Source organism: Allobosea sp. TBD101, from assembly GCF_059817965.1.
Genome location: NZ_CM187543.1, coordinates 3,729,558 through 3,756,513, shown reverse-complemented (window position 1 = coordinate 3,756,513; position 26,956 = coordinate 3,729,558). Strand labels below are relative to the sequence as shown.

Annotated in this window: 20 protein-coding genes and 1 pseudogene; 8 read left to right on the top strand and 13 right to left on the bottom strand. The window is 66.8% G+C overall.

Annotation, left to right across the window (positions count from 1 at the left end):
* Positions 1-80: 80 nt before the first annotated feature.
* From selB to AC6RIC_RS18195, 10 genes and pseudogenes are all read right to left on the bottom strand, one after another.
* Positions 81-1,895: pseudogene (selB, locus tag AC6RIC_RS18240) on the bottom strand (selenocysteine-specific translation elongation factor); the annotation flags it as partial.
* Complete coding sequence (locus tag AC6RIC_RS18235; protein WP_499733386.1) at positions 1,892-2,641, bottom strand: tetratricopeptide repeat protein; 750 nt, start codon at positions 2,639-2,641, stop codon at positions 1,892-1,894. The gene AC6RIC_RS18235 and the pseudogene selB, both read right to left, overlap by 4 nt.
* A complete protein-coding gene (selA, locus tag AC6RIC_RS18230) occupies positions 2,628-4,034 on the bottom strand; it encodes an L-seryl-tRNA(Sec) selenium transferase (RefSeq protein WP_499733385.1) in 1,407 nt (468 codons plus the stop codon). Before selA ends, AC6RIC_RS18235 begins: the two co-directional genes overlap by 14 nt.
* A 25-nt stretch (positions 4,035-4,059) precedes the next feature.
* Positions 4,060-4,980, bottom strand: a complete 921-nt coding sequence (gene fdhE / locus AC6RIC_RS18225; RefSeq protein WP_499733384.1) for a formate dehydrogenase accessory protein FdhE — start codon at positions 4,978-4,980, stop codon at positions 4,060-4,062.
* A 66-nt stretch (positions 4,981-5,046) separates the two neighbouring features.
* Positions 5,047-5,742 (bottom strand): formate dehydrogenase subunit gamma, encoded by a 696-nt coding sequence (locus AC6RIC_RS18220; RefSeq protein WP_499733383.1) that lies wholly within the window; start codon positions 5,740-5,742, stop codon positions 5,047-5,049.
* Positions 5,726-6,646, bottom strand: coding sequence for a formate dehydrogenase subunit beta (gene fdxH / locus AC6RIC_RS18215; protein ID WP_499733382.1), 921 nt, complete (start codon positions 6,644-6,646; stop codon positions 5,726-5,728). Before fdxH ends, AC6RIC_RS18220 begins: the two co-directional genes overlap by 17 nt.
* A 10-nt stretch (positions 6,647-6,656) precedes the next feature.
* On the bottom strand, positions 6,657-9,740 hold the full coding sequence (fdnG, locus tag AC6RIC_RS18210; RefSeq protein WP_454657551.1) for a formate dehydrogenase-N subunit alpha: 3,084 nt from the start codon (positions 9,738-9,740) through the stop codon (positions 6,657-6,659).
* 258 nt (positions 9,741-9,998) lie between these two features.
* On the bottom strand, positions 9,999-11,279 hold the full coding sequence (locus AC6RIC_RS18205) for a TRAP transporter large permease (protein WP_499733381.1): 1,281 nt from the start codon (positions 11,277-11,279) through the stop codon (positions 9,999-10,001).
* Positions 11,276-11,845 carry a TRAP transporter small permease gene (locus AC6RIC_RS18200; protein WP_454657549.1) on the bottom strand — a complete coding sequence of 190 codons (570 nt, stop codon included), beginning with the start codon at positions 11,843-11,845 and terminating at the stop codon, positions 11,276-11,278. Before AC6RIC_RS18200 ends, AC6RIC_RS18205 begins: the two co-directional genes overlap by 4 nt.
* A 100-nt stretch (positions 11,846-11,945) precedes the next feature.
* Positions 11,946-12,959, bottom strand: coding sequence for a TRAP transporter substrate-binding protein (locus AC6RIC_RS18195; RefSeq protein WP_499733380.1), 1,014 nt, complete (start codon positions 12,957-12,959; stop codon positions 11,946-11,948).
* 357 nt (positions 12,960-13,316) lie between these two features.
* Here AC6RIC_RS18195 and AC6RIC_RS18190 point away from each other — a divergent pair, with 357 nt between their 5' ends.
* From AC6RIC_RS18190 to AC6RIC_RS18175, 4 genes are all read left to right on the top strand, one after another.
* The gene (locus AC6RIC_RS18190; RefSeq protein ID WP_499733379.1) at positions 13,317-14,066 is read left to right on the top strand and encodes a FadR/GntR family transcriptional regulator; all 750 of its coding nucleotides are present in this window, start codon (positions 13,317-13,319) and stop codon (positions 14,064-14,066) included.
* An 11-nt stretch (positions 14,067-14,077) separates the two neighbouring features.
* Entirely contained in the window at positions 14,078-14,842 is a 765-nt protein-coding gene (locus tag AC6RIC_RS18185) for an SDR family oxidoreductase (protein ID WP_499733378.1), read from the top strand.
* A gap of 72 nt (positions 14,843-14,914) precedes the next feature.
* On the top strand, positions 14,915-16,114 hold the full coding sequence (locus AC6RIC_RS18180) for a mandelate racemase/muconate lactonizing enzyme family protein (RefSeq protein ID WP_454657545.1): 1,200 nt from the start codon (positions 14,915-14,917) through the stop codon (positions 16,112-16,114).
* A 260-nt stretch (positions 16,115-16,374) separates the two neighbouring features.
* Complete coding sequence (locus AC6RIC_RS18175; RefSeq protein ID WP_499733377.1) at positions 16,375-17,103, top strand: methyltransferase domain-containing protein; 729 nt, start codon at positions 16,375-16,377, stop codon at positions 17,101-17,103.
* A gap of 87 nt (positions 17,104-17,190) precedes the next feature.
* On the opposite strand, the gene AC6RIC_RS18170 is transcribed toward AC6RIC_RS18175, so the two are convergent.
* Positions 17,191-18,516 carry a dicarboxylate/amino acid:cation symporter gene (locus AC6RIC_RS18170; protein ID WP_499736622.1) on the bottom strand — a complete coding sequence of 442 codons (1,326 nt, stop codon included), beginning with the start codon at positions 18,514-18,516 and terminating at the stop codon, positions 17,191-17,193.
* A 215-nt stretch (positions 18,517-18,731) separates the two neighbouring features.
* Here AC6RIC_RS18170 and AC6RIC_RS18165 point away from each other — a divergent pair, with 215 nt between their 5' ends.
* On the top strand, positions 18,732-20,552 hold the full coding sequence (locus tag AC6RIC_RS18165; RefSeq protein ID WP_499733376.1) for a sensor histidine kinase: 1,821 nt from the start codon (positions 18,732-18,734) through the stop codon (positions 20,550-20,552).
* Positions 20,549-21,916, top strand: coding sequence for a sigma-54-dependent transcriptional regulator (locus tag AC6RIC_RS18160; RefSeq protein WP_499733375.1), 1,368 nt, complete (start codon positions 20,549-20,551; stop codon positions 21,914-21,916). The genes AC6RIC_RS18165 and AC6RIC_RS18160 overlap by 4 nt, the downstream gene beginning before the upstream one ends.
* A gap of 174 nt (positions 21,917-22,090) precedes the next feature.
* Here AC6RIC_RS18160 and AC6RIC_RS18155 read toward each other — a convergent pair whose 3' ends face one another.
* Positions 22,091-23,287, bottom strand: coding sequence for a mandelate racemase/muconate lactonizing enzyme family protein (locus tag AC6RIC_RS18155; RefSeq protein ID WP_499733374.1), 1,197 nt, complete (start codon positions 23,285-23,287; stop codon positions 22,091-22,093).
* Entirely contained in the window at positions 23,284-24,042 is a 759-nt protein-coding gene (locus tag AC6RIC_RS18150) for a GntR family transcriptional regulator (RefSeq protein WP_499733373.1), read from the bottom strand. The genes AC6RIC_RS18155 and AC6RIC_RS18150 overlap by 4 nt, the downstream gene beginning before the upstream one ends.
* A gap of 78 nt (positions 24,043-24,120) precedes the next feature.
* On the opposite strand from AC6RIC_RS18150, the gene AC6RIC_RS18145 reads away from it, so the two are divergent.
* Both AC6RIC_RS18145 and AC6RIC_RS18140 read left to right on the top strand, forming a co-directional pair.
* Entirely contained in the window at positions 24,121-25,152 is a 1,032-nt protein-coding gene (locus AC6RIC_RS18145; protein ID WP_499733372.1) for a succinylglutamate desuccinylase/aspartoacylase family protein, read from the top strand.
* 57 nt (positions 25,153-25,209) lie between these two features.
* A complete protein-coding gene (locus AC6RIC_RS18140) occupies positions 25,210-26,748 on the top strand; it encodes an ABC transporter substrate-binding protein (protein WP_499733371.1) in 1,539 nt (512 codons plus the stop codon).
* Positions 26,749-26,956: the final 208 nt, after the last annotated feature.

Genomic DNA, 26,956 nt, shown 5'->3' with positions numbered 1-26,956 from the left:
AACAGGTCGAGCCGCCGCCGGTTGATGCGTCTCAGGTCGCCGCGGCGGATCGTGATGCCGTGGCGATCGAAGAACTCGAGAATCTGGATAGCGACCTTTCGGCCGTTGTCGAGCCTGTCTCGGAACTGCGCCGCATTGAAGCCGGCCGGATGCAACGCCGCAAGCTCGGCCGCGATGCCGACCATCTCGGCAAGCGTATCGCGCAGGAAGAAATGGTCGAGCGCGACCTCATGGACATCGCCGCGCCGGCCGGTGAGACGTAGCAGGCGCCGGATCTCCTCCTCGGGCCGCCCGAGCATCTGGCCGATATCGCGCACGCGAGGTGGTCGGAAGCGCTCGCCCTCAGCGATCAGCGGCGCGATTCGCTCCCAGAGCGCCTCGTCCTCCGGCAAGAGCCGGGCTTCGTGACCGGGCCGCCGGAGCCATGACCCGGCCGGCACCAACACGCCGTCCTCCGCGAGCCGGGCGAGGGCCTGCCGGAATAGGGGCGCGGGCCAGCGCGGCGCGACGGCGAAGCGCAGGCGCTCCAGTCCCATGCCGGGCAGGTCGGGATGCTCGGCATGAAAGGCGTCGAGCCTCTCGGTCGCGGCCTGCGCCAATACCTGCCAATGTGCGGGCAACAGTGCGAGCGGGCCGATCCTGACGAGGTCGAGCCGGTTCGACAGATTTTCCGCCGCACCGGGGCCGAGCGCGCGGTCGCGGACGAAGCCGTCGAGATCGGCGTGATAGGGTGGCACCGCGAGCAGGGCCTGCAGCGCATCCGCGGGGTCGAAATTGCTGAGCGCCGCGAGCTGGGCCAGGCGCTCCGGGCTGCGCCGTCGGCGTTCCGGCGCGCGCAGGTCAAGGAAGCGGCCGCCGCCGATCGTGCGCGTCGCACTGGCGTCGCGCAGCACGAACCGGTCGAGCACCGCGGCGGCGAGCGGCTCGTCGAGAACGAGCTGGATCAGGCCGTCCGCGCCGGGCGCGGTCTCGTCGCCGAGCAGGACGATGCGGGCGCCGATCTCGGCGGCGGCATGGTGCAGGCGGACTGGCTGCCACATCGTCAGCGCCTTCTCGCCGGGCAGCAGCGTGACTTCGGCGTCGATCCGCATCGTCGGCGCATGGAGTGCCGGCGCCAGCACCATCTCGCCATGCCGGATGGCGTCCTTCGTGATGCCGGGGCCGGCAAGATTGAGCGCGCAGCGCTCGCCGGCCATGCCGCGCTCGGCCGGGCGGTTCTGGGCGTGGATCGAGCGTACCCGCGCCGGCAGGCCGCCGGGCGAGACGACGACGCTGTCGCCAATCGCCACACTCCCGGACAGAACGGTGCCCGTCACCACCGTTCCTGCGCCTTGCAAGGTGAAGCAGCGATCGACCGCCAGCCGGAAGGCGCCGTCGCCCTGCCGCGCCTGGGCTTCCAGGGCGCGAGCGGCGAGCAGGTCGGCGAGCGCGGGCAGGCCTTCTCCCGTCAGCGTCGAGACAGGGAGCATCGGTGCCCCGGCAAAGGGGCTTGACCCCAGCAGCGCTGCGATCTCTCCCTCGACGGTCTCTATGCGCTCGGCGTCGACCAGATCGGCCTTCGTAACTGCGACCACGGCCTCGGCGATGCCGAGCAGCCGGGCGATCGCGACATGCTCACGCGTCTGCGGCATCACGCCGTCATCGGCCGCGACGACCAAGAGCAGCAGGTCGATGCCGGTGGCGCCGGCCAGCATCGTGTGCACGAATTTCTCATGGCCGGGCACGTCGATGAAGCCGACGATCGAGCCGTCTGCTTGGGGCCAATAAGCGAAGCCGAGCGCGATCGAGATGCCGCGCGCCTTCTCCTCTTTCAAACGGTCGGTATCGACACCGGTCAGCCGCCGGACCAGCGAGGTCTTGCCATGGTCGATATGGCCGGCGGTTCCGATGATCATGGCGCCGTCTCTGCGGGAGAGACAGCCGCGCGCGCGGCCTTGATGAAGGGCGCCGCGAGCGAGCTGCCCTTGCCCTCGGCCGAGAGCAGCAGCGCGAGCGCGCGTTCGGCATTGGCCGGCACGCCCTGGCCAAGCAGGGTCGCAGCGCCGAGCATGGCCTCGGAATCCGGATCGCCGGCCGCCATGCCGCGCTGCCACCATTGCGCGGCGGCATCGGCATCGCGATCCACGCCCAGTGCATCGTGATGCATCATGCCGAGCCGCGTCATGCTGGTGGCGATGCCGGCCTCTGCCGCCGCCTGCGCCCAGCGCAGAGCCTCGGCCCGGTCGTTGGAAACTCCGCCTTCCAGCAGCATCCAGGACAGCATGTCCTGTGCCGGGGCGTCGCCCTGTTCGGCGGCGAGCCGATAGAGCCGCATCGCCTCGGCATCGCTCTGCGCGACGCCTTCGCCCTTGAAATGCAAGGCGGCCAGATTGCGCTGCCCGACCGGATCGCCGCTTTCCGCCGCCAAGGTCAGCCAGCGCAGAGCCAGGGCCGGATCGCGTTCGACGCCGAGTCCCTCGGCGAAGCAGGCGCCGATATTGTTCTGCGCCCGCCCGACGCCGGCATGGGCGAGCGGCCCCCAAAGCGCGAGCGCAGCCGCATGGTCGCCGCGTTCGACGGCCGCTGTAGCTTGCGCCATCGTGGCGGCGACATCGCCATCGGCGGCCACGTCACGGCCGAAAAGGCGCTCAAGCCAGCGCATCGGGCGATCCGGGTTTCAGAGCGTCGAGCTGCGCCGCGAACAGCACCTCGTCCTCCAGGCAGCGCAGGTCGAGGATGAGCGCGCCCTGCGCGATCCGTCCGATTACCGGCACCGGCACGGCGCGGAAGGCCGCCGCCAGTTTTTCGACGGCGGAACCCGCAGCCTTGCCGGCCGGCCGCAGTGCAAGCCCCGCACTCGGCAGCGTCTCCAATGGCAGCGCGCCGGAGCCGATCTGGCTGGCGCAGTCGCTGATCTCGACGATCCAGCCCGGGCCGACTGCCGCTGTGACCTTGTGCTGAAGGCGCTCGGCCAGCGCGCGCAATTCGGCGGCAGTCCGCGTGAACAGTCTGAGCGTCGGCAGGCGCTGCGCCAATCGGTCGGGGTCGCGATAGAGCCTGAGCGTCGCTTCCAGCGCCGCGAGCCGGAGCTTGTCGAGCCGCAGCGCCCGCTTCAGCGGGTTCTTCGCCAGTTTCGCGATCAGGCCCTTGCGCCCGGCGACGATGCCGGCCTGCGGCCCGCCGAGTAGTTTGTCGCCGGAGAAGGTGACGAGATCGGCACCGCCTTTCAGCGCATCCTGCACCGTCTTCTCGCGGCGCAGGCCCCAGCGCGAGAGGTCGATCAGCGTGCCCGAGCCGAGGTCGTCGACGAAGGGCACATCGTGCTGGCGCGCGAGCTTCGCGAGTTCCGCCGGCTCGACCTCGGCGGTGAAGCCCTGCACCACGTAATTCGAGGTGTGGACCTTCATCAGTAGGCCGGTCTCGGGACCGATGGCCTCGGCATAGTCCTTGAGATGCGTGCGATTGGTGGTGCCGACCTCGCGCAAGGTCGCGCCGGCACGCGCCATGATGTCCGGCATGCGGAAGGCGCCGCCGATCTCGATCAGTTCGCCGCGCGAGACGATGGCTTCGCGATCCCGGGCGAGGGTGTTCAGCACGAGCAGAACGGCCGAGGCGTTGTTGTTGACGAGGATCGCGTCCTCGGCGCCGGTCAGCTCGCGGATGAGGCCGCGAACATGCGCATCGCGCTCGCCGCGTTGACCTGCCTCGATCTCGTATTCGAGATTGGTCGGCGCGCGCATCGCCGCGACCACGGCCTCGATCGCCTCCTCGGCCAGGAGCGCGCGGCCGAGATTGGTGTGCAGTACCGTACCGGTCAGGTTGATGACCGGGCGCTGCGAGGGGCGGTTCTGCTCGTCCAGCCAGCCCAGCGCCATGCGGCCGACCTGCTCAGCCGAGGCCGCCGCCGGCGCACCGCCCGCCCGCAACCGCTCGATCACATGCCGGACCGCATCCGTCGCGGCAGCCCGCCCGTGCTGCGCGATCGCGAGCCCGCCTGCGGGGCTGCGCAGCACCGTGTCGACCGATGGCGGGCGGAAGCTTTCCGGCTTGTTCATCAGGCTCCCTCCGGGAGACGCTTGATCAGTATCCGAGCAGGAATGGGTTCACCCCGGCCCGGCTCCAGCCGGCCTCGGTCACCAGCAGGTCGAGCCCGAGGCTCGCGACATCGTCCGCCACGGCTTCCAGCTCCGGGGCCTTGCGGCGGTTCAGGATCTTCACATAGGTCCGGCATTCGTCGCAGGTCTCGGCCTTGATCGTGTCGGCGATGCCCTCGATCTCCTGATAGGCGATGCCCTTGGTCGAGCCGCAGGAGACGCATTTCACCCGGACATGGTTCCACTGTGCCGCGCAGAGCGAGCACTGGACATAGCGCACGCCCTCGACATTAAGGTCGGCGACGACCGCGCTCGCCACCGGCGGGCCGCCGCAGCAGGGACAGACGCCGTCGGCGACCGGCTGGGGCAGGGCGGGGTCGAGCCGCGCGCTGCGCAGCGCTGCGACGACCTGCAGGGCGGCGGCGGCAAAGATGTGCTCGGCAACGGCCTCGACCGGCACCGCATCGGCCAGGACGGCGGCAAACATCGCCTGTCGTGCCTCCGGTTCCGCCGCGACGGCGCGGGCGAGGGCGGCGCGGGCGAGGTCCGGCATAGCGACATCGGCCAGCAATGCCGCCAGTCGGTCGAAGGCCTCCGAAACCGCCGGATCGGTGGCTAGTTCCTCGCGCGGAAGCAGCGGCATGCCGTTGGCCGCGCGCAATCGCAGATCACCGGGAGCGGGCAGGCCGGGCGCGTCGATCGTCGCCGCCAGCGTCGCCTGCGCCTCGCTCAAGCCGCCGAGAAAGCTGAGATAGGCTTCGAGCTGATGCCCCGGCGCCAGCGCGGCGAACCGTTCCGCCCGCAAGGCAAACAGCTTCGCAGGCTCTGGCAGGCGCAGGAAAGGCGGCTTGTCGCGTTCAGGCGTGCCGACATCTTCGAAGGTGACGAGATCCTGGTCGTCGCTCATTCCTTGTCCTCTCGAACCGCACGGGTCACGGGAGGCGGAGCGGCGGGTGCCGCCCCGCAGTCGAACTCATTCGGCCGGGCCGGCGCTGTGGCGGCGCGGCGGCGCCTGGCGCTCGTCGATCACGCCCTCGCGCGCTTCCTGCCGCAGCCAGAGCCGGTGGTGGCGGAAGGCCCAGCCGCCCGTCACCTTGCCCTCGGTCATGGCGCTGATCGTGCCACGGACATAGAAGCCGGCATAGATATGGACGATGACGACGAGCAGCATGGCGATCGCCGCCAGCGCATGCACGATATGGCCGACGCGCTGCTGCTCGATGGTGAAGCTCGCGCCGAAATACTCGTACCAGATCACGATGCCCGTCCCGAACAGGACGATGATCAGGAGCGTCATCAGCCAGAAGACGATCTTCTGCGCGCCGTTATACTTGCCGATCTCGGGCAGGTTCTCCTCGCGGCCCGACATCGCTTCGCCGATATGGCTCATCCATCGGGTGTCGGCCTTCGTCCAGAAATTGTATTTGACCATCTGGATGAAGAGGATCGCGAAGCTGGCGAGCAGGACGACGCCGATCCAGGGATGCAGCGCGCGTGTGTTGGAGCCACCGCCGAACAGGCTCGACAGGAAGAACAGCGCCGGATGGAACAGCGCGGCCCCGCTGAGGGTGAGCAGGATCAGCGAGATCGCGGTGACCCAGTGATTGACGCGCACGCGGCCGGGATAGCGGTCGACGGTCGTGCGCTCCTCTTCACGTCTTACGGCCACGGGCTGCCTCCTCGTCGATCAGATGCTCGGCCTCGCGGTCTTCGGCGCGGCTGACATCGTTGCGTCGGGCGATCGTCGCATGGACGAAGGCGAAGGCGGCGGCGAAACCGACGGCCGCCATGCCGGCATATTTGGTCAGCCCCTTCCAGAGCTCGACGACCTGGCTGATGCGCGGGTTGTTCGGCAGGTTGGCGTAGAGCTGCGGCTTGTCGGCGTGATGCAGCACATACATCACATGCGTGCCGCCGACGCCGGGCGGATCGTAGATGCCGGCATTCTTGAAGCCGCGCGACTTCAGGTCGGTGATACGGCCCTGGGCATGGTCGAGCATCGCCTTCTTGGTGCCGAACACGATCGCGCCGGTCGGGCAAGCCTTGGCGCAGGCCGGCGCCTGGCCGACCGAGACCCGGTCCGAGCAGAGCGTGCATTTATAGGCCTTGTGATCGGCCTGGCTGATGCGCGGGATGTTGAAGGGGCAGCCCTTCACGCAATAGCCGCAGCCGATGCAGTTCTCCGAGACGAAGTCGACGATGCCGTTATTGTACTGCACGATCGCGCCGGGCGAGGGGCAGGCCTTGAGGCAGCCCGGATCGGCGCAATGCATGCAGCCGTCCTTGCGGATCAGCCATTCGAGATTGCCGCTCTCCGGGTTCTCCCATTCGGTGAACCGCATCAGCGTCCAGCTGTTCGGCGTCAGGTCGTGCGGGTTGTCGTAGACACCCCGGTTGATCCCGACCTCCTCGCGCAGGTTGTTCCACTCGAGGCAGGCCGCCTGGCATGCCTTGCAACCGATGCATTTGGAGACGTCGATGAGCTTGGCCACCTCGAAATCGTGGCGGACATCCGGCGGCCTGAAGGTGGTCGCCGAGATGCGGGCGAAGTCCTGACTCTGCAATCCTGCCATTGGACCCTCCCTAGCTCGTCGCCGGACCGTTGGACGGCTCGACATTCACCAGGAACGCCTTGAACTCGGGCGTCTCGATGTTGGCGTCGCCGACGAACGGGGTGAGGCTGTTGGGGCCGAAGCCCTTCTTGGCCGCACCGGTGAAGCCCCAGTGGAGCGGGATGCCGACGACATGGACGGTCTTGCCGTCGCAGATCAGCGGCTTGATGCGCTTGGTCACCACCGCCTTGGCATAGACCGTGCCGCGGGCCGAGGAGACCTTCACCCAGCCGCCCTTCTGGATGTTCTTCTCCGCGGCCAGCTGCTCGCTGATCTCGACGAAGAACTCCGGCTGGAGCACCGCATTCACCCAGACATGCTTCGTCCAGTAGTGGAAGTGCTCGGTCAGGCGGTAGGAGGTCGCCGCATAGGGGAACTTGTCGGAGGTCCCGAGCGCGGCGAGGTCGTCCTTGAAGATGCGCGCGGCGGGGTTGCCGCGGATCTTGGGCGCCATGACATTGGCGACCGGGCTTTCGAACGGCTCGTAATGGGCCGGGAAGGGGCCGTCCTTCATCATGCCGCGCGAGAACAGGCGTGCCGTCCCCTCGGGGTTCATGATGAACGGACCGACATCCCGCGGCTTGGCCGTGACCGCGATGTCCGGCACGTCGTAGCCAGTCCAGGCCGTACCGTTCCACTCGATCAGCTTGCGCTTGGGATCCCAGGGCTTGCCGTCGATATCGGCCGAGGCGCGATTGTAGAGGATGCGCCGGTTGGCCGGCCAGGAGAAGGCCCAGTTGGGATAGGCGCCGGTATTGGCCGGGTCGTTGGTGTCGCGGCGGGCCATCATGTTGCCCCGCTCGGTCCACGAGCCGGAATAGATCCAGCAGCCGCAGGCCGTCGAGCCGTCGTCGCGCAACTGGCCGAACGTGTCGACCTGCTTGCCCTTCTCCAGCAGGACCTTGGTCGGGTCGACCGGGTCCGTTACCGTCGAGACGACATAGCCGTTCATCTCCTTGGCCATCTCGTCCGGCTGCGGATCGTCGGGCTGGCGATAGGGCCAGTGCAGATTGACGATCGGATCCGGGAAGGCGCCGCCCTCCTTCTCGTAGAGGGCGCGCAGGCGCTGGTGGATCTGCGCCATGATCCAAGTATCAGGCTTGGCCTCGCCCGGAGGTTCCTGCCCCGGCCAGTGCCATTGCAACCAGCGGCCGGAATTGACCAGCGAGCCCTCGTCCTCGGCGAAGCAGGTCGTCGGCAGCTCGAAGACCTCGGTCTGGATCGACTCGGGCTTGACGTCGTTATGGACGCCTTCGTCCTTCCAGAACCGCGCGGTCTCGGTCTGCAGCGGGTCCATCACCACTAGGAATTTCAGCTTCGACAGCGATGCCGAGACCTTGCCGCGATTGGACAGGGAGAGCAGCGGGTTGAAGCCCTGGCAGAAATAGCCGTTCACCTTGCCCTGGTGCATCATGTCGAAGTACCGGAGCATGTCGTAGCCGGGCACGTCGAGCTTCGGCAGCCACTGGTAGGCGAAGTCGTTTTCCGGCGTTGCGGCCTTGCCCCACATCGACTTCAGGAAGCTCACCATGAACTTCTTGTAGTTCTGCCAGTAGCTCATCTGGTTCGGCCGCAGCGGCTTGAAGCCGCGCGTCGACATGTAGGTCTGGAAATCGACCTCCCTGTCGGTCCCCAGCGTGAGATAGCCCGGGATCAGGTTCGACATCAGGCCGATATCGGTCAGACCCTGGATGTTGGAGTGCCCGCGCAGCGCGTTCATGCCGCCGCCGCGCACGCCGATATTGCCGAGCAGCAATTGCAGCATCGCCATCGAGCGGATGTTCTGCGAGCCCTTGGAGTGCTGCGTCCAGCCGAGCGCGTACATCGAGGTCATGACCTTGTCGCGCGCGGAGGTCTCCGAGATCATCTTGCAGATCGCCAGGAACTTGTCCTTCGGCGTGCCGCAGATGCGCTCGACCATCTCCGGCGTATAGGCCGCGATGTGCTTCTTCAGGAGTTGGTAGACTGAGCGCGGATGCTGGAGCGTCTCGTCGATCTGGACATAGCCGTCCGGCCCGAGCTCGTATTCCCAGCTCGAGCGGTCATAGTCGCGCTTGGCCTCGTCATAGCCGGTGAACAGGCCGTCCTGATAGCCGAAGCCCTCCTTCACGATATAGGGCGCGTTGGTAAAGGCGCGCACGTAGTCGTGCTGGATCTTGTCGTTGTCGATGCAGTACTTCATCGCCCCGAGCAGGAAGGCGATGTCGGTGCCTTGCCGGATCGGCGCATAGAAATCCGCGACCGAGGCCGAGCGCGTGAAGCGCGGATCGACGACGATCAACTTGGCACCACGTTGGGCTTTCGCCTCAGTGACCCATTTGAATCCGCACGGATGCGCTTCGGCGGCATTGCCGCCCATGATGATGACGAGGTCGGTGTTCTTGATGTCCGTCCAGGAGTTGGTCATCGCACCGCGACCGAATGTTGGGGCCAGACTGGCCACCGTCGGTCCGTGTCAAACGCGCGCCTGGTTGTCGAACGCCAATATCCCGGTGCTTCGCACGACCTTGTAGGTCAGGAAGGCCGTCTCGTTGGTGGTGGCCGAAGCGGCCAGGAAGCCCGTGGTCAGCCAGCGGTTGACCGTCGTGCCATCCTGGTTCTTGGCGACGAAGTTCTTGTCGCGATCGTCCTTCATCAGCCGCGCGATGCGGTCGAGCGCCTCGTTCCAGCTGATCTGCCGGAAGGCCTTCTCGCCTGGGCCGCGATATTGCGGGACCTTGGTGCGGGTCTCGGAATGAACGAAGTCGAGGAGGGCGGATCCCTTCGGGCACAGCGTGCCGCGATTGGTCGGGTGGTCCGGATCGCCTTCGATATGGATGACCGCCGGATGGGCGTTCTTGGACTTGTCGCCCAGGCTGTACATGATCACGCCGCAGGCGACGGAGCAGTACGGACAGGTGTTTCGTGTTTCTGTGGTGCGCGCCAGCTTGAAGGGCCGCACGGCCTGGGCAAGCGCCTCTTCGGCGCCCCCGAACCCAAGCGCGGCGACGGCAGAGCCGGCGACACCCGCACCCGCGGCTTTCAGAAACTGGCGACGCGAGAGCTCATGCAGCATCTCAACCTCCCAGGCGAACGACAAGGCGTTGTTCAATTTGGAATAGTGAAACTCTGCAACGGAGGCGTCAAGGCGCACTTCGGGAGGGCGGATGAGCGGCTTCTTAGACTTTCGATGTACGATCGGCGGGGGCGGCGCAGCGACGCGAGCGGGCCCGGCGCCGGACGCTGTCGCATGGCAGGCGGCTCGGGTAGAGACGGGCTCCGCTGGAGCTTGCGGAGCCTTCCTTTTGCCGGTCGGTCTCGCTCTGGTGATGCCTCAGCGCGACATCATCTGCAGCGGCCACATCACGATCTGCGGGAAGATCACCAGCAGGGCCAGCACGATGAGCTGGGCGACCATGAAGGGCGTCACGCCCTTGATGACGCCCGTCATCGGCACCTTGGCGACGCCGCAGACCACGTTCAGCACGGTCCCGACCGGCGGTGTCACCAGTCCGATGGCGTTGTTCATGATGAACAGCACGCCGAAATAGACCGGGTCGATGCCCGCCTGCTTGACCACCGGCATCAGCACCGGCGTCAGGATCAGCACTGTCGGGGTGAAGTCGAGCGCCGTGCCGACGATGAAGACCATCACCATCAGGATGGCCATCAGCAGGATCTTGTTCTCCATGAAGGGCGCGACCATGTCGGCGACCTGCTGGGGAATGTTGGCCGTGGTGATCAGCCAGGCAGAAACGCCGGCCGCCGCGACCAGGAACATGATGACGGCGGTTGTCTCGGCCGCGCGGTACATCAGGCCGAACAGGTCGCGGATCTTGATCTCGCGATAGATGAAGACACCGACGAAGAGCGAGTAGGCGGCTGCGATCACCGCGGCCTCGGTCGGGGTGAACCAGCCGACCTTGAGCCCGCCGATGATGACCACGGGCAGCACCAGCGCCCAGCCGGCATTGCGGGTTTCGACCAGCCGTTCGCGCATGCTGCGCTTCGGCTCGACGCGCGGGTTGTCGCGCTTGATGCTCCAGCGCCAGGCCAGCATGATCGCCATACCCATCATCACGCCCGGCACGATGCCGGCGATGAACAGCTTGGTGATCGAGACGCCGCCGGTGACGCCGAAGATGATCATGCCGATCGAGGGCGGAATGACCGGCGCGATGATGCCGCCGCAGGCGATCAGGCCGCAGGAACGGTTGATGTCGTAGCCGGCATTGCGCATCAGCGGCACGAGTACGGAGGCGAGCGCCGCGGTGTCGGCGACGGCCGAGCCCGAGAGCGAGGCCATGATGACGGCGGCGATAACAGCGACATAGCCGAGGCCGCCGCGGATATGGCCGATCCAGGCCATGGCCATGGTGATGATCCGGCGCGTCATGCCGCCGGCATTCATCAGCTCGCCGGCCAGCATGAAGAAGGGCACGGCCAGCAGCGGGAAGGAATTGGCGCCGTCCCACATGTTCTGGATGATGATCTGCGGGTCGGAGATGCCCATGTAGAGCATCATGGCGAGGCCGCAGCCGATCAGCGCGAAGGCGACCGGCATGCCCAGCGCCATCAGGCCGAGCAGCGACGTGATGAAGACGAAGACGATCACGGCTTGGCTCCCTGCGCCTTCATGTCGCGCTCGGCTTCGAGTCCCTCGGCCATTCCCTCCTCGTGCACGTCGATCAGCTCATTGTCGGAGACCTGTCCCAGCGCGAGGCGGATCAGGTTCGACAGGCAGATCAGCGCGATCGCGGCGCCGGTGACATAGCTCACGCCATAGACCCAGATCATGCTGAGCTGCGCGACCGGCGAGGCGTTGCCGGCGATGATGTCGTGCTGGAGATAAGTGCCGTAGAAGATGAACAGCGCGCAGATCAGCATGATGACCTGGCTGATCGCCCAGCAGACCTTGCGGCCGAAGATCGGCAGCGCCTGGACCACCATGTCGACGCCGAGATGGCTGCGCCGGTGCAGGCCGATGATGCCGCCGAGGAAGGTCATCCAGACGAAGGCGAAGCGCGGGATTTCTTCCGACAGGTCGATGCCGGTGTTGAAGAAGATCCGCAGCATCACGTTGCCGAAGACCATGACCAGCATCACGGCCATGCAGATCACGAGGATGACCTCGATCAGGCGGTAGAAACCGTCCGTCGCTGTCTTGAGCAGGCTGGTCATCGGTCACCTCGCCGGCGGCACTTGGAAGGGGATCGCCGGCTCGGCGCCGGTACTTGAGAAAAGGACAGCCGGCCACTCGGGCCGGCTGTCGTCGCGTGCATTACTTGGCGGCGCGTGCCTTTTCGATCTCGGCGACGAAGCCGTTCACGAACTCCTCGCCGATCTGCCCCTTGAACTTGTCGACCACCGGCTGAACCTTGGCCTGCACCTTGCGCAGGTCGTCGGCCGAGACCTCGTCCACCGAAACGCCAGCGGCCTTGAACTTGGTGATCACGTCGCGGTCGCCCTCGTCGAGCAGCTTGCGCTGCAGCAGGCCGGCCTCGGTCGCGGCCTTCTGGACGCCGGCCTTGTCAGCGGCCGAGAGCGAGTCCCAGAACTTCTTGGAAGCGACCAGCGCCACCGGCGTGTAGACGTGGTTGGTGATGGAGATGTGCTTCTGCACTTCCTGCATCTTGTTCGCCCACATGTGCTGGAGCGGGTTCTCCTGCCCGTCGAGCGCCTTGACCTCGAGCGCGGTGAACACTTCCGAGAAGGCCATCGGCACGGCGTTGGCACCGATCGACTTCCAGGTGTCGAGCGCCACCGGGTTCGCCATCACGCGCAGCTTCAGGCCGTTGACGTCCTCGGCCGTCTTCACGGCACGGCGGCTGTTCGAGAGGTTGCGGAAGCCCATGCCGGTCCAGGTCAGGCCGACGAGGCCGCTCGGCTCGATCTTCTCGAAGATCTTCTTGACCGAGGCGCCGTCGAGGACCGCGTAGACCTCCTTCTCGTTCTGGAACAGGAAGGGCAGGTCCCAGACCTGGACTTCCTTCACGCGGGTCGAGAGTGGCGCCAGCGTGCCGATGTAGAATTCCTGCGTGCCGGCCTGCGTCGCCTGGAGCTGCTTCTCGTCGCTGCCGAGCATGGCCGAGTGGAACGCCTGAATCTTGACGTTGCCATTGGTATAGGTGCCGGCGAGTTCCGCGAACTTGGCGACGGCGGTCGCCTGCGGGTGCGTGTCGGGCATCGCATGGCCGATCTTCGCCTTGACCTCGGCCATGGCCGCTGTCGAGCCCAGCAGGGCAGCGGCCAGTGCGGCGATGAAAGCGAAGCGTGTCGGATGGGTCTTGGTCACGATACTCGTCTCCGGAACAGTTGCTGGGGGATGTGTCACCGAACGAAGGCAGGCTCAACCGCTCGGCGGCGTTGTCCACCGCCGAGGGCAGGGACTCATGTCCGGTGTCTCTTGATCTCGGCGTGGACGTCGCGGGAAGATCCGGCCTGACCGTCCCGGCCTCTTGACGGCGCGGCCAAGGCTGCTCCGGCGACGGGCGGAGTCCGGCGGGTCCCTGCGAGCATATCGGCCTTCCCTCGATCGCGGCGCGTTGTTTTCGCTCTGGAGGCGGGCGCCGTTGCGGCACCCATAACGCGGCAGAAGTCAGGTTGTCAAACAACTGACAACATGACAATGATGCTCTAGCAGGAAGTCACCATGCAGCTCTCATCCATCGGATCACGGCCCAATCTCGCGAGCGATGCCGCCACCGCGCTGGCGACCTCGATCCGTTCGGGCGCCTTGCAGCCGGGCGATCGGCTGCCCTCCGAGACGGAGCTTGCCCGCCAGCTCGGCGTCAGCCGGCCGGTGGTGCGCGAGGCCATCGCCTATCTGAAGGCCGACGGCATCGTCGAAAGCCGCCGGGGGCTCGGGCTCTTCGTCAACCAGCAGGATTCATTGCGCCTGCGCCGGGCCGAGATCGCGGCCTCCGAGCAGTCGATCCTGCAATTCCTGGAATTCCGCCTCGGGCTGGAAGTCGAGGCAGCGCAACTGGCCTCGCTGCGCCATACGCCGGAGGACCTGGCCCGGATGGAAGCGGCCGAGGCCGCGCTGAACGCCGCCGACGATACGGGGGAGGACAGCTCGGCCCATGACCTCGCGCTGCATCTCGCCATCGCAACGGCCGCGCATAACCCGCTCTTCCTGACCGTGCTCCAGTTCGTCTCGAGCCCGCTGCTCAATTCGATCCGCAGCATGCGCGACAAGGATCGCGGCGAGGATTCGAACATCGCGATCCGCCGTGCCGACCATGCCGCCATCCTCGGCCGCATTCGTGCCCGCGACCCGGCCGGCGCCGGCGAGGCGATGCGCAAGCATATCGGCGAATCCTACCGCCGCTACGCGGCTAAGCTCGCCGCGAGCGGTACGATGCCGGCCCATCCGGCCCTCCAGATCCCATCGACATAGGACGCTCAAGCGTGACCTCTCCCTTCGATCTCTCGGGGCGCACCGCGCTCGTGACCGGTTCCTCGCGCGGGCTCGGCCGTGCCATGGCCGAAGGGCTCGCGGCCGCTGGTGCGAGTATCATCCTCAACGGTGCCGATGCCGGGCGCCTCTCCGAGGCCGTCGCGGCGATGACCGCGGCCGGCCACACCGTGCGGGGCCTCAACTTCGACGTGACCGATGAGCAGGCCGTGGTCACCGCCTTCGCGGCACTCGATGCCGAGGGCGTCGCGGTCGACATTCTCGTCAACAATGCCGGCATCCAGTTCCGCAAGCCGATGCTGGAGCTGGAGACGGCCGACTGGCGCCGCGTGCTCGACACCAACCTGACCAGCGCCTTCGTCGTCGGTCGCGAGGCGGCCCGCCGCATGGCCAAGCGCGGCCATGGCAAGGTCATCAATATCGGCTCGCTGACCAGCGAACTCGCCCGCGCGACCGTCGCGCCCTACACGGTGGCCAAGGGCGGCATCAAGATGCTGACCAAGGCCATGGCGGCGGAATGGGGCGAGCTCGGCATCCAGGCCAATGCGATCGGCCCTGGCTACATGCTCACCGACATGAACCAGGCGCTGATCGATAACCCCACCTTCGACGCCTGGGTGAAGGGCCGCACGCCCGCCCGCCGCTGGGGCCGCCCGGACGAGCTCGCCGGCACCTGCGTCTACCTCGCCTCCTCGGCTTCCGACTATGTCAGCGGCCAGATCATCTATGTCGACGGCGGCATGATCTCGGTGCTGTGAGCCCACGATAACCGACAAGCGGCGAGGGGTCTGCGCGCCTGCTCCCGGACTGATTGAACAGGACGAAACGCCATGAAGATCACCGCCATCGAAACCCTGCGCGCCGAGGAATTCGGCAATGTGCTCTGGGTGCGAGTCCACACCGATTCAGGCCACATCGGGTTGGGCGAGACGTTCTACGGCGCTGCCTCCGTCGAGGCGCATATCCACGACACGTTGGCCGGCCGCCTGCTCGGCAAGAACCCGCTGCATATCGAGGCGCTGCATCGCGAGATGACCAACCTGCCGATGGCGCAGTCCTCGACCGGCGCGGAATCGCGCGCGACCTCGGCGATCGACATCGCGCTCTGGGACCATTTCGGCAAGGTCTGCGGCCAGCCCGTGCACCAGATGCTGGGCGGCCTCTGCCGCGACAAGCAGCGCATCTACAACACCTGCGCCGGCACTCGCTATGTCCGCTCCAGCAACATCAAGCCGGTCTCGAACTGGAGCCTGGGCGACGAGGGCAGCCCCTATGAGGACCTCGACGGCTTCATGAACCGCGCCGACGCGCTGGCCGAGAACCTGCTGGAGCAGGGCATCACCGCCATGAAAATCTGGCCCTTCGATCCGCCCGCGATCGAGAACCAGGGCCTCTACATCACGGCCGAGCAGATGAAGAAGGCGGTCGAGCCCTTCGAGAAGATCCGCAAGGCCGTCGGCGACAAGATGGAGATCATGGTCGAGTTCCACTCGCTCTGGAACCTGCCGACAGCCAAGCAGATCGCCCGCGTGCTCGAGCCCTACAAGCCGACCTGGTACGAGGACCCGATCAAGATGAACTCGCCGCAGGCGCTGGCTGAATACGCTCGCTCGACCGATGTCTGGGTTTGCGCCAGCGAGACGCTGGGTTCGCGCTGGCCCTACAAGGACATGCTGGAGCGCGACGCCGCCCATGTCGTGATGGTCGACCTGTGCTGGACCGGCGGCCTGACCGAGGGCCGCAAGATCGCGGCGCTGGCTGAGACCTGGCACCGCCCCTTCGCGCCGCATGACTGCATCGGCCCGGTCGGCTTCGTCGCGGCGGTCCACACCTCTTTCAGCCAGCCGAACACGCTGATCCAGGAATCGGTGCGCGCCTTCTATCGCGGCTGGTATCTGGAACTGGTCACCGAGATGCCCCGCATCGAGAACGGCTATGTCTACCCGATGGAGGCGCCCGGCCTCGGCGTCGACCTGCTGCCGGCCGTCTACGAGCGCTCCGACCTGACGGTGCGCCGCTCGACGCTCTGAGAATGCCGGGGCGCCGTCCGCAGCAGCGTCCGCCTCGGGAAGCGTAGTAAACATGGAGGTGCCGGAGCATATCGACGGATCGTCGACGTGCTCCGGCACGATTCTTTGCGTCACCCCCCAAATGGGAGATGCATAATAACAATGGCTTTCTCAAAGACGCTCGAATATTCCAAACGTTCGTATTTCTCGTGGGGGGGCTGCGACCTGTCGTGCCGGGCTGCCGGTCGCGGCCAGAACGTCGCGCCATGGCGGTTTTTGGCATGAACATCGGTGTATTCGCGCAGGAATATCTGCGCGCGGCAGTTCGCAAGCCGGGCCAGTTCCTGCAGGCGCGCCCGGCGCGGCTCTGTACCATCTGCGGTCATGAGGGGCGCTTCCTCGATGTCGGCCCGCGGCCCGAGGCGCGCTGCCCGAACTGCTCCTCCAAGGAGCGCGACCGGATCATGGGGCTGTACCTGCGCGCCAACCGCCTGGACCTGGCCGACAAGGCCGTGCTGCATTTCTCGCCGGAGCGGCCGTTCTTCCGCTTGTGGAAGGACAATCCCCGTTACGTCGCCGGCGACGTCAAAATCAGCAAGGTCGCCAATGCCGTCGTCGACATCACCAATATCCAGTTCGCCGACGACCATTTCGACTATCTGATCTGCCATCATATCCTGGAGCGCGTTCCCGATGACGCCCAGGGCATGCGCGAGTGCTTCCGCGTCCTGAAGCCCGGCGGCACCGCCTTCTTCTCGGTGCCGCTCGACCAGTCGCGGGCCGAGACCTGGGAGCCGCCGGCGGATATGCCGGCCGCCGAGATCGAGCGCATCTGCGGCTGGGACCATGTCCGGCTCTATGGCCGCGACTTTCCCGACAAGCTCGCTGCCGCCGGTTTCGACGTCGACGAGATCAGGTTCTCTGCGGAAGATGGCGACCGCAGCCGCCTGACCGAGAAACATGCGCTCGAGCCGCAGGGGCTCGACCGCCTCTTCGTCTGCCGGAAGTGACCGGCGCCTTCGCCGCTCAACCGATTGCGTGAGTGATCGACCGCGGCTCGCAGGAGCCACGGTCCATCATCGTGCCGGCCGTGCCGATCACTCCGCCGGAGCCATCAGCGGCTCGTCGAGGAAATCCGGCAATTCGCCAGCGAGCGCGGCCTTCAGGCGGTTCTCGTCGAGTTCGCCTTCCCAGCGCGCCACCACGATCGTGGCCACGGCATTGCCGATGAAGTTGGTCACCGCCCGGCATTCCGACATGAAGCGGTCGATGCCGAGGATCAGCGCCATGCCGGCGACCGGGACGGCCGGGACGACGGAGAGCGTGGCGGCGAGCGTGATGAAGCCGGCCCCGGTGATGCCGGCCGCGCCCTTCGAGGACAGCATCGCGACGAGCAGCAGCAGGATCTGGTCGCCGAGCGGCAGGTGGATATCCATCGCCTGCGCGATGAACAGCGCCGCCAGCGTCATGTAGATGTTCGTGCCGTCGAGGTTGAAGGAATAGCCGGTCGGGATGACGAGCCCGACGACCGAGCGCTTGCAGCCGGCGGCTTCCATCTTCTCCATCAGGCTCGGCAGCGCCGCTTCCGAGGAGGAGGTGCCGATGACGAGCAGGATCTCGTCCTTGATGTAGCGGATCAGCGCCAGCACCGAGAAGCCGTTATAGCGAGCGACCGCGCCGAGCACGACCAGCACGAAGACCGCCGCCGTGATGTAGAAGGTCAGGATCAGGAAGGCGAGGTTGGCGACCGAGCCGATGCCGTAGCGGCCGATGGTGAAGGCCATCGCGCCGAAGGCGCCGATCGGGGCGGCCTTCATCAGGATCGCGACCAGCTTGAAGATCGGGGTCGAGAGCGCCTGCAGGAAGTCGAGCACCGGCTTGCCGCGCTCGCCGACCATCGCCAGCGACAGGCCGAACAGCACGGAGAAGAACAGCACCTGCAGGATGTCGCCCGAGGCGAAGGCGCCGACGATCGTGTCCGGGATGATGTTCTGCAGGAAGCCGACGATGCTCGTGTCATGCGCCTTGGCGGCGTAGCCCTGCACGGCCTTGGCATCGAGGCTGGCGGGATTGATGTGCAGGCCGGCGCCGGGCTGGATCAGGTTGCCGATGACGAGGCCGACGATCAGCGCCAGCGTCGAGAAGCACAGGAAATAGATCATCGCCTTGCCGGCGACGCGCCCGACCTTCTTCATGTCGGTCATCCCGGCGATACCGGTCGAGACCGTCAGGAAGATCACCGGCGCGATGATCATCTTCACGAGCTTGATGAAGGAATCGCCGAGCGGCTTCAGGGCGGCGCCCTGTTCCGGCCAGAAATGGCCAAGCAGGATGCCCGCCGCGATGGCGAACAGCACCTGCACATAGAGATGTTGATAGAACTTCTTCGGGTGCGCCGGCTGAGCGGGCGCGACGTCGATCATGGTCGCCATGGTCTGCTCCTTGGGTCGGCGGTCGTCTTGGTTTTGTTCGAAACCGCTGCCCCTCTTTCGCAACCGGCGTGCCAATCGATCGAGATGAGAGGAATCGTGTGAAAACAAAGGGTTGCGCTTCCATCCGGAATCAATCTGCGAGCGGTCCGAGTGGAATTCCGCACGCGGCCTCTTGATTTGTGCGGGAAACCGCACAACGACAGGGGATGAGCCGCTCCAGGCGCGACCCGTGGAAAAGTGCCGTGACGCTGCGCTGGCTGGTCTTCGGACTGGTCGTCGCCGCGCTGGCCATCGCCTCGCTGTTCGCCGTCGGCGAGATCGGCCGCAGCCGCGCCATCGCGGCGACGCAGAGCCGTGCCACGGACGGCGGCACGCTGGCGCTCGCGATCCTGCGCGGTGAACTCGAGAAGCAGCGTGCGCTGCCGGTCATCCTGGCGCGCGATCCCGATGTCCGGCAGGCCCTGACCGGCGGCAGCCGCCACGGGCTGGACCTCAAGCTCGAAGCCATCGCCCGCGAAGCCCGTACGGCGGTGATCTATCTCCTCGGTCCCGACGGCGTCGCGATCGCGGCCAGCAACTGGAACGAGCCCACGAGCTTCGTCGGCAGCGACTACAGCTTCCGCGACTACTTCAAGGGCGCCGTCGCGAATGGCGCGGCCGAGCAATTCGCGCTCGGCACCGTCAGCCAGCGCCCCGGCATCTACGTCTCCCGGCGGATCGAGGAGGGCGGCCGGAGCCTCGGCGTCATCGTCGTCAAGGCCGAGTTCGATCGCGTCGAGGCGGATTGGCGGGCGCTCGGCGGCCAGACCTATGTCGTCGACCGGCGAGGCGTGGTGCTGCTCTCGACGGTCGAGGATTGGCGCTTCCGGGTCGAGGCGCCGCTTGCTCCGGCGACCGCGGCCGCGATCCGGGATTCGCTTCAGTTCGGTACCGCTCCGCTGACAATGCTGCCGCTGCAGGAGCGCGGGGATCTCGTGCAGGGCGCAGATGCCTTCGCCGGGCGCTATGTCCGCATCCGTCAGCCTGTCGCGACCACGGACTGGCTCTTGGAGGTGCTCCAGCCTGTCGATGCCGCGATCACCGCCGGACGCTCGCAATCGCAGGCGCTGGTTGCGCTCCTGCTGATGCCGGGGGCGGCGCTGGCTGGCTTCGCGCTGCATCGCCGACAGCGCAACCTCGCCCGGCAGGAGGCCGATGCCCGCTCCAAGGCCGAACTGGAGGACCGCGTCGCCGAGCGCACGGCCGAGCTGGCCGGAGCCAATGAACGCCTCGTCGCCGAGATGGCGAAGCGCACCCGCGCACAGGAACGGCTCTCCAATCTCCGCGAGGAATTGGCCAAGGCCAACCGCCTCGCGACGCTCGGCCAGGTCACCGCCGGCGTCGCGCATGAGGTCAACCAGCCGCTGGCGGCGCTGCGCACCTATGCCGAGAACGCCCGCGCCTTCCTCAAGCGTGCCGAGCCTGCGGATGCGGACGGGGCGCTGGTCCGGATCGTCTCGCTGACCGACCGGATCGGCGCGATCACCGAGGCTTTGCGCGGCTTCGCGCGGCGCGGCAAGGAGCCGTTGGCCCCGGTTCCGATCGGCACGATCATCGAGGGCGCCTTGACCCTGCTCGAAGGTCCCTTGCGGCAGGCGGGCGTGACGCCGCTCGTCACCGTGCCGCCGGAGCCGATCCATGTCATCGCCCGCCCGATCGAACTCGAACAGGTCTTCGTCAACCTGTTGCGCAATGCGATCGAGGCGTTGATGGAAGGCGGGCAGGGCGGCGAGCCTGCGCTCGCGATCACGGTCACGCCAGGCGACGAGAGGGTCGAGATCGCGATTACGGATCGCGGCCCCGGCTTGTCCGAGCAGGCGCTGGCGCAGCTCTTCGTCCCGTTCAGCACGTCGAAGCCCAAGGGGCTCGGCCTCGGGCTGGTGATCTCGCAGGACATGATCGTCTCCTTCGGCGGCACCTTGAACGCGACGAGCGCTCCCGGCGCCGGAGCCAGCTTCATCATCACTCTCGAAAGGGCGGCGGCATGAGCGATTCCGCAGGCTCCATCGCTGCGATCGAGGTCTCCTTCGTCGATGACGACCCCGATCTGCGCGATGCCAATGTCCAGGCACTGCGCCTCGCCGGCTTCCGGGCGGTGGCACTATCCTCGGGCGAAGCGGCGCTGGAACGGATCGGGCCGGACTATGCCGGCATTGTCGTCACCGATATCCGCATGCCCGGCATGGACGGGATCGAACTGTTCCGGCGCTTGCGGGCGCTCGACCCCGATATCCCGGTGATCATGATCTCCGGCCATGCCGATATCGCCACCGCCGTCGGCGCGATGAGCGAGGGCGCTTACGACTTCATCGCCAAGCCCTATGCCGGCGAGCGCCTCGTCGAGACACTCCGGCGCGCGGCCGAGAAGCGCGCGCTCGTCCTCGAGAATCGGCGGCTGCGGGCGCTGGCCGAACAGGGCGAGGAGGAGACCGCGCTGATCGGCGAGACCGCCGCGATCACGCGCCTGCGCCAGACCATCCGCGAACTCGCCGATGTCGATGTCGACGTGCTCGTGCTCGGCGAGACGGGCACCGGCAAGGAGGTCGTCGCCGGGCTGCTGCACCGGCTCGGTCGCCGCCGCGACAAGCCGTTCGTCGCGCTGAACTGCGGCGCGCTGCCCGACAGCGTCATCGAGAGCGAGTTGTTCGGCTACGAGCCCGGCGCCTTCACCGGCGCGCAGAAAAAGCGGATCGGCCGCATCGAGCATTCCAGCGGCGGCACGCTCTTCCTCGACGAACTGGAGAGCATGCCGCCTTCGGCTCAGGTCAAGCTGCTGCGCGTATTGGAGATGCGCGAGATCGCCCCGCTCGGCTCGAACGACTTGCGCCGCGTTGATCTGCGGGTTGTGGCCGCGACCAAGGCCGATCTCGGCGATCCCGCCCAACGCCGCGATTTTCGCGAGGACCTGTATTATCGGCTGAACGTGGTGACGCTCCGCATTCCGCCGCTGCGCGAGCGCCGCCGCGACATTCCGCTGCTCTTCACGCGCTTTCTCGCCCGTGCGGCGGAAAAGTATCGCCGGCCGGTGCCGGTTCTGGATCGCGCGGTCGAGCGGCATCTGGTCGAGAACGACTGGCCGGGCAATGTCCGCGAGCTCGTCCATTTCGCCGAACGTGTAGCGCTCGGCCTCTCCAGCGTCCTGCCGGCGCAGCCCAACCGCAACGATGTCCCGGTCGCCAGCCTGCCGGATCGCCTCAACGCGATCGAGGCCAATCTGATCCGCGAGGCGCTGGAGGCCAATCGCGGCGATGTCCGCGCGACGCTGGAGACGCTCGGCATCCCCCGCAAGACCTTCTACGACAAGCTCGCCCGTCATGGCATCGATAGGGCGGCCTATGCGATGGCGGAGTGAAATGGCGGCAGGGGCTGGCCGACCATTCTCGGAACCACGCGGGTCATCCCGGGCTTGACCCGGGATCCATTCCGGAACGCTTCCGATTGAGGTTCAGGCATGGATCCCGGATCTTCGCTGCGCTCCGTCCGGGATGACCCGCGTTTTCTTACAAGACAGCCAGTTCCCGGGGCATCACACGAACAGTGCCCCCGGATCCGGTGTATAGCGGCCGAGCTTGTCGCGATCGATCGTGACGCCGAGCCCCGGCAGGTCCGGAATCGTCAGCCAGCCCTCGGCATCGAGTGCGAAGGGCGTGGCGAGGATGCCGTCGACATAGGGGCTGCCGCCGATGAACTCGACGAGATCGGCATCCGGGAAGGCCGCGGCCATCTGCAGGTCGGCGGCGAGGCCGAGCGCCGTGTTCCAGCCATGGCCGACATATTTGATGCCGAGATCATAGGCCATCCAGGCGATGCGGCGCTGCTCGGAGATGCCGCCGACCTTGGTGACGTCGGGCTGGACGATGTCGAGCGCGCCGGTCGTCAGCCAGGGAATGAAGCTCTGGCGCCGGGTCAGCACCTCGCAGCCGGCGATCGGTACGGCCGAGGAGCGGCGCAATTCGCGATAATCGTCGATGGCATCGGGCCTGACCGGCTCCTCGAACCAGCCGACCTCGTAATCCGCGAGCATCTCGGCCGTGCGCTTGGCCCATTTCAGCCCATGCGGCCAAAGCGCGTCGCTGGCGCCGGCATCGACGAAGAGCTTGGACTTCTCGCCGGCCGCCTCGCGCGCGGCCCGCACGATCGCCTCGTCGAGCTTGACGTCGAGCGCCCGGCCGAACGGCCCCCAGCCGATCTTGAAGGCACTGAAACCCTTGTCGCGATAGCTCGCGACGACATCCTTCATCGCCGCCGGCTCCTCCATCAGCAGCGAGCAATAGGGCTGCACGCGTTCGCGATAGCGCCCGCCCAGCAGGCGCCCGACGCTGAGCCCCGTCGCCTGGCCGAGAATGTCCCAGAGGGCGATGTCGATGCCGCTGATCGTATGGGTCAGCGTGCCGCCGCGCCCCATCCAGAAGGTGTTCTGATGCAGCTTCTCGCTGACGAAATCGGGCGAGAGCGCATCCGCGCCGAGGAAGAGCGGCTCCAGCACCTTGAGGCCCGCCTGCACGAGCCGGCCATCGGTGAAGACGCTGCCATAGCCGGTGAGGCCCTGATCGGTATGGACCGCGATCAGCGCATGGATCGAATCCTCCGGCCGGATCTCGGCCGACCAGCCGCCTTTCGGGCTTTCGCCGAACAGGGGGGCGGCCTCGATGCGGGTGATGCGGAAGGGCGGGAGCCCCGCCGTCCGGCCGGCCGCGCGCGTCTGGATGGGCTGGTCGTTCACGGCAAATCCCTTTCCTTGCGGCGCTGGGCGACGATGGCCTCGTAATCCATCGCGTGGTTCATGACGGTGATGTGCTCGTCGAGCGTGCGGGTGATCACCGCGATATCGCCGGCCTCGAAGGCGGCGAGCAGGTCGACATGCTCCTCGACCACGCCGGCCATCGGTTTGCCGAAGGTGGCCAGGCCGAAAATGATCGTGCATTGCGGCGCCAGCGTCTCCCACAGGTCGAAGGTGACGCTGTTGCCGCCGAGCCGGCAGAGTGCGCGGTGGAAGCCGGTATCGGCGACCGCGACGCCATAGGCGCTGCCGCGCGCCGCCATCAATTCCATCTCCGCCACGGCGGCACGGAGTTCGTCGAGATGAGCCCCGCGATTGCGGCCGGCGGCGACGGCACGCACCACGGCGCTCGCTTCCAGCGCGATGCGCGCCTCGATCAGGTCCGAGACGCGCTCGTTCGTCACCGGGCGGAGCCGAATGCCCTTGTAGGGTTCGCTGACCACGACGCCCTGGCTTTCGAGCAGGCGCAAAGCCTCACGCACCGGCACGCGGCTGACACCGAGCTTGCGGGCGAGGTCGACCTCGACGATCCGGTCCCCCGGCAGGATCAGCCCGGCGGCCGCCCCGGCGATGATCGCCTCGATGGCATGGTCGACGAGCGTCTGCGGTTGCAAGGGCTGCCAGTCGGGCGCGGCGCTCTTCGCCCGCTCCTGTACTGCCGTTCCGGCTGCCCGCACTGGTCCGCCCGTATCCGTCATCCGGCTCTCTGCCTCTCGCTTGACAGGTCGTATGATCGTATACAATCATACGAAACGCAAGAGCGAGAGGGGTTCGCCATGGCGTCGGAAAGTCGGGTTCGTTGCGAGATCGACTTCGAATCTTCAGGCAGGCAAGCGGGTTATCTGCGGGCGCCTCTGTCCCGCAACACCTCCGGCTGGGGCGTCGTCGAAATCCCCGTCATCAGCGTGAAGAATGGCTCCGGTCCGACTGTCCTGTTCACCGGCGGGGTTCATGGTGACGAGTACGAAGGCCAGATCGCCGTCTCGCGCCTCGCCCGCAGCCTCGACCCGGCCAAGGTGCAGGGTAGGGTGATCATGATTCCGGCGCTGAACATGCCCGCCGTGCTGAACGACACGCGGCTCTCGCCGGTCGACAATCGCGACATGAACCGCTGCTTCCCCGGCAATCCGCGCGGCACCTTCTCGGAGATGCTGGCGCATTTCGTCGATAGCGTGGTGCTGCCGCTGGTCGATGTCTCCGTCGACCTTCACACCGCTGGCCATTCCGGCGACTCGGCGCTTTCGACCAACATGCACTACGTCTCCGACGCCAAATTGCGCGAGCGTACCATGGCTGCGGCGGCGGCCTTCGGCGCGCCCTACAATGTCGTGTTCTGGGGCGTCGACGAGGGCGCGACGCTGACCTCTTCGGTCGAGCGCCGCGGCATCCTGTCGCTCGGCACCGAGCTTGGCGGCTGGGGCCGGGTCAATGTCGAGGGCGTGCGCATCGCCGACCGGGCGCTGACCAATATCCTCAAGCATTGCGGCGTGATGGACGGCAAGCCCGACACGACGCAGCGCGACGGCTCGCCCGGCACCCGCCACATGATGGTGCGCGATGCCGCCGGCTATTCCTTCGCGCCGGCCGGCGGACTGTTCGAGCCGCGCAATGTCGTCGGCGACATCTGCCGCGCCGGCGATCTCGCGGGCTACCTGCATTTCGTCGAGGACATCGACCGCGAGCCGCTGGAGGTGCGCTACCGCCGCGACGGCGTGCTCTGGATGTCCGCCGGTCCGGGCCGGGTCCAGCGCGGCGACGCGGTTGCCGTGCTGATGGAGGATTACGACGCGGTGCGCGCCGCCGCCTGACCAAGCTTACGCCTGAACCACCACGTGCCTGACCATCAATCCTGAGGGGACAAGAACATGGCAAAGCACCTCATCTTCGGCGCCGCCCTCGCGGCAGCGCTTGTGCTCGGAGGGGCGCAAGGCGCGCTGGCCCAGCGCAAGGGCGGCGACGTCGTCATCGGCATCAGCCAGGCGCCGCCCTCGCTCGATGCGCAGATCACCTCGGCGCAGGCCTCGCGCAACGTCACGCTCCACATCTTCGAGACACTCTATGCCCGCGACGAGAACGCCAAGCCGGTGCCGGAGCTGGCCGAGGGCGTGACGGTCTCGCCCGATGGCAAAACCTATGTCTTCCCGATCCGCAAGGACGTGACCTTCCATAACGGCAAGAAGCTCGATGCGGCCGATGTCGTCGCCTCGCTGGAGCGCTACCGCAAGGTCGGCGCCTCGCCGGCGCTGGTCGCCGCCATCGATACGATCAAGGCGAGCGGCGAGCACGAGGTCACGGTCACGCTGAAACAGGCGCAATCGACCTTCCTCGACAATCTCTCCTCGCCACGCGCCCCGATCGCGATCTACCCGGCGAGCGAGGCCGCCAAGGAGGCCGGCAAGATCGAGGTCATCGGCACCGGCCCCTACAAGTTCGTCGAGTACAGGCCGGACAGTCACGTCAAGCTGACGCGCTATGACGGCTATGCGCCCAATCCGAAGGGCACCGGCCGGGACGGCTTCGCCGGCAAGAAGGAAGCCTTCTTGGACACCGTGACCTTCCGCTTCATGCCGGAAGGCGGCGCCCGCAGCGCCGCGCTCGAGGCCGGCCAGATCCAGCTCAACGAGACCGTCGACGGCCCGACCGCCAAGCGGCTGGGCACCGACAACCGCTTCACCATCCACAAGTCGATGCCGTTCGGCCTGCAGGTGATCAAGTTCAACCAGGCGCAGGCGCCGGCCAATGACGTGAATTTCCGGCTGGCCGTCCAGGCGGCGCTCGATATGGAGGAGATCATGGCGATCTCCTATGCCGATATCTACCAGATGGATCCGAGCTGGCTCTATCCGGGCGCGGCCTTCCATTCGACCGTCGGCAGCGACAAATACAACAAGAACGACATCAAGCTCGCCAAGGAATTGCTCGCCAAATCCTCCTACAAGGGCGGCAAGATCACCTTCATCACCGACAATCTGCGCCCCAATGTCGACACCGCGACGCTGGTCCAGCAGAAGCTGAAGGAGATCGGTGTCGAGGTCGACATTACCGTCGCCGACTGGCCGACCGTCTCGAAGATCGGCTTTACCCCGACCGGCTGGACCTTCTGGACGCACGGCTTCGGCATCGAACCCTATGAAGGGCCGGGCTCGGTGATGGCGCCCTGGGTCAACGGCCTGTCGCAGCAGGCGAAGGACCCGGAGATCGACCGCATCGCCGCCGCCTTCAACGCCGAGATGGACGAAGGCAAGCGCAAGGCCCTCTTCGATGCCTTCCAGAAGCACATGTACGATGCGGCCGTGGCGATGAAGGCCGGCAACTACGGGGTCTTCCAGGCCTCGACGGCGAAGCTCAAGAACTTCAAGCCCTATCGCATCCCGCGCATGTGGGGCGTCTGGCTGGAGCCCTGAGTGGTCTTTTGGGCCTCTTTAGCCCTCATCCTGAGGAGGCCCGCAGGGCCGTCTCGAAGGATGGTCCAGATGGTTCCGGAGCCTCCTGAAACATCCTTCGAGACGCCGCTGGCGCGGCTCCTCAGGATGAGGGCTCTCGGAAGCGAACCCGGCCCGCTGGTCTGACCCTGCGGGCCGCCTGGCGGCGGCGCCTTCACCTTTCACTCGA

Coding starts and splice junctions, on each gene's coding strand:
- AC6RIC_RS18145 (WP_499733372.1), top strand. CDS start 24,121: ATGGCGTCGGAAAGTCGGGTTCGTTGCGAGATCGACTTCGAATCTTCA.
- AC6RIC_RS18170 (WP_499736622.1), bottom strand. CDS start 18,516: ATGATCGACGTCGCGCCCGCTCAGCCGGCGCACCCGAAGAAGTTCTAT.
- AC6RIC_RS18180 (WP_454657545.1), top strand. CDS start 14,915: ATGAAGATCACCGCCATCGAAACCCTGCGCGCCGAGGAATTCGGCAAT.
- AC6RIC_RS18190 (WP_499733379.1), top strand. CDS start 13,317: ATGCAGCTCTCATCCATCGGATCACGGCCCAATCTCGCGAGCGATGCC.
- fdxH (WP_499733382.1), bottom strand. CDS start 6,646: ATGGCAGGATTGCAGAGTCAGGACTTCGCCCGCATCTCGGCGACCACC.
- AC6RIC_RS18200 (WP_454657549.1), bottom strand. CDS start 11,845: ATGACCAGCCTGCTCAAGACAGCGACGGACGGTTTCTACCGCCTGATC.
- AC6RIC_RS18235 (WP_499733386.1), bottom strand. CDS start 2,641: ATGCGCTGGCTTGAGCGCCTTTTCGGCCGTGACGTGGCCGCCGATGGC.
- AC6RIC_RS18160 (WP_499733375.1), top strand. CDS start 20,549: ATGAGCGATTCCGCAGGCTCCATCGCTGCGATCGAGGTCTCCTTCGTC.
- selA (WP_499733385.1), bottom strand. CDS start 4,034: ATGAACAAGCCGGAAAGCTTCCGCCCGCCATCGGTCGACACGGTGCTG.
- AC6RIC_RS18175 (WP_499733377.1), top strand. CDS start 16,375: ATGAACATCGGTGTATTCGCGCAGGAATATCTGCGCGCGGCAGTTCGC.
- AC6RIC_RS18165 (WP_499733376.1), top strand. CDS start 18,732: ATGAGCCGCTCCAGGCGCGACCCGTGGAAAAGTGCCGTGACGCTGCGC.
- AC6RIC_RS18140 (WP_499733371.1), top strand. CDS start 25,210: ATGGCAAAGCACCTCATCTTCGGCGCCGCCCTCGCGGCAGCGCTTGTG.
- AC6RIC_RS18150 (WP_499733373.1), bottom strand. CDS start 24,042: ATGACGGATACGGGCGGACCAGTGCGGGCAGCCGGAACGGCAGTACAG.
- fdhE (WP_499733384.1), bottom strand. CDS start 4,980: ATGAGCGACGACCAGGATCTCGTCACCTTCGAAGATGTCGGCACGCCT.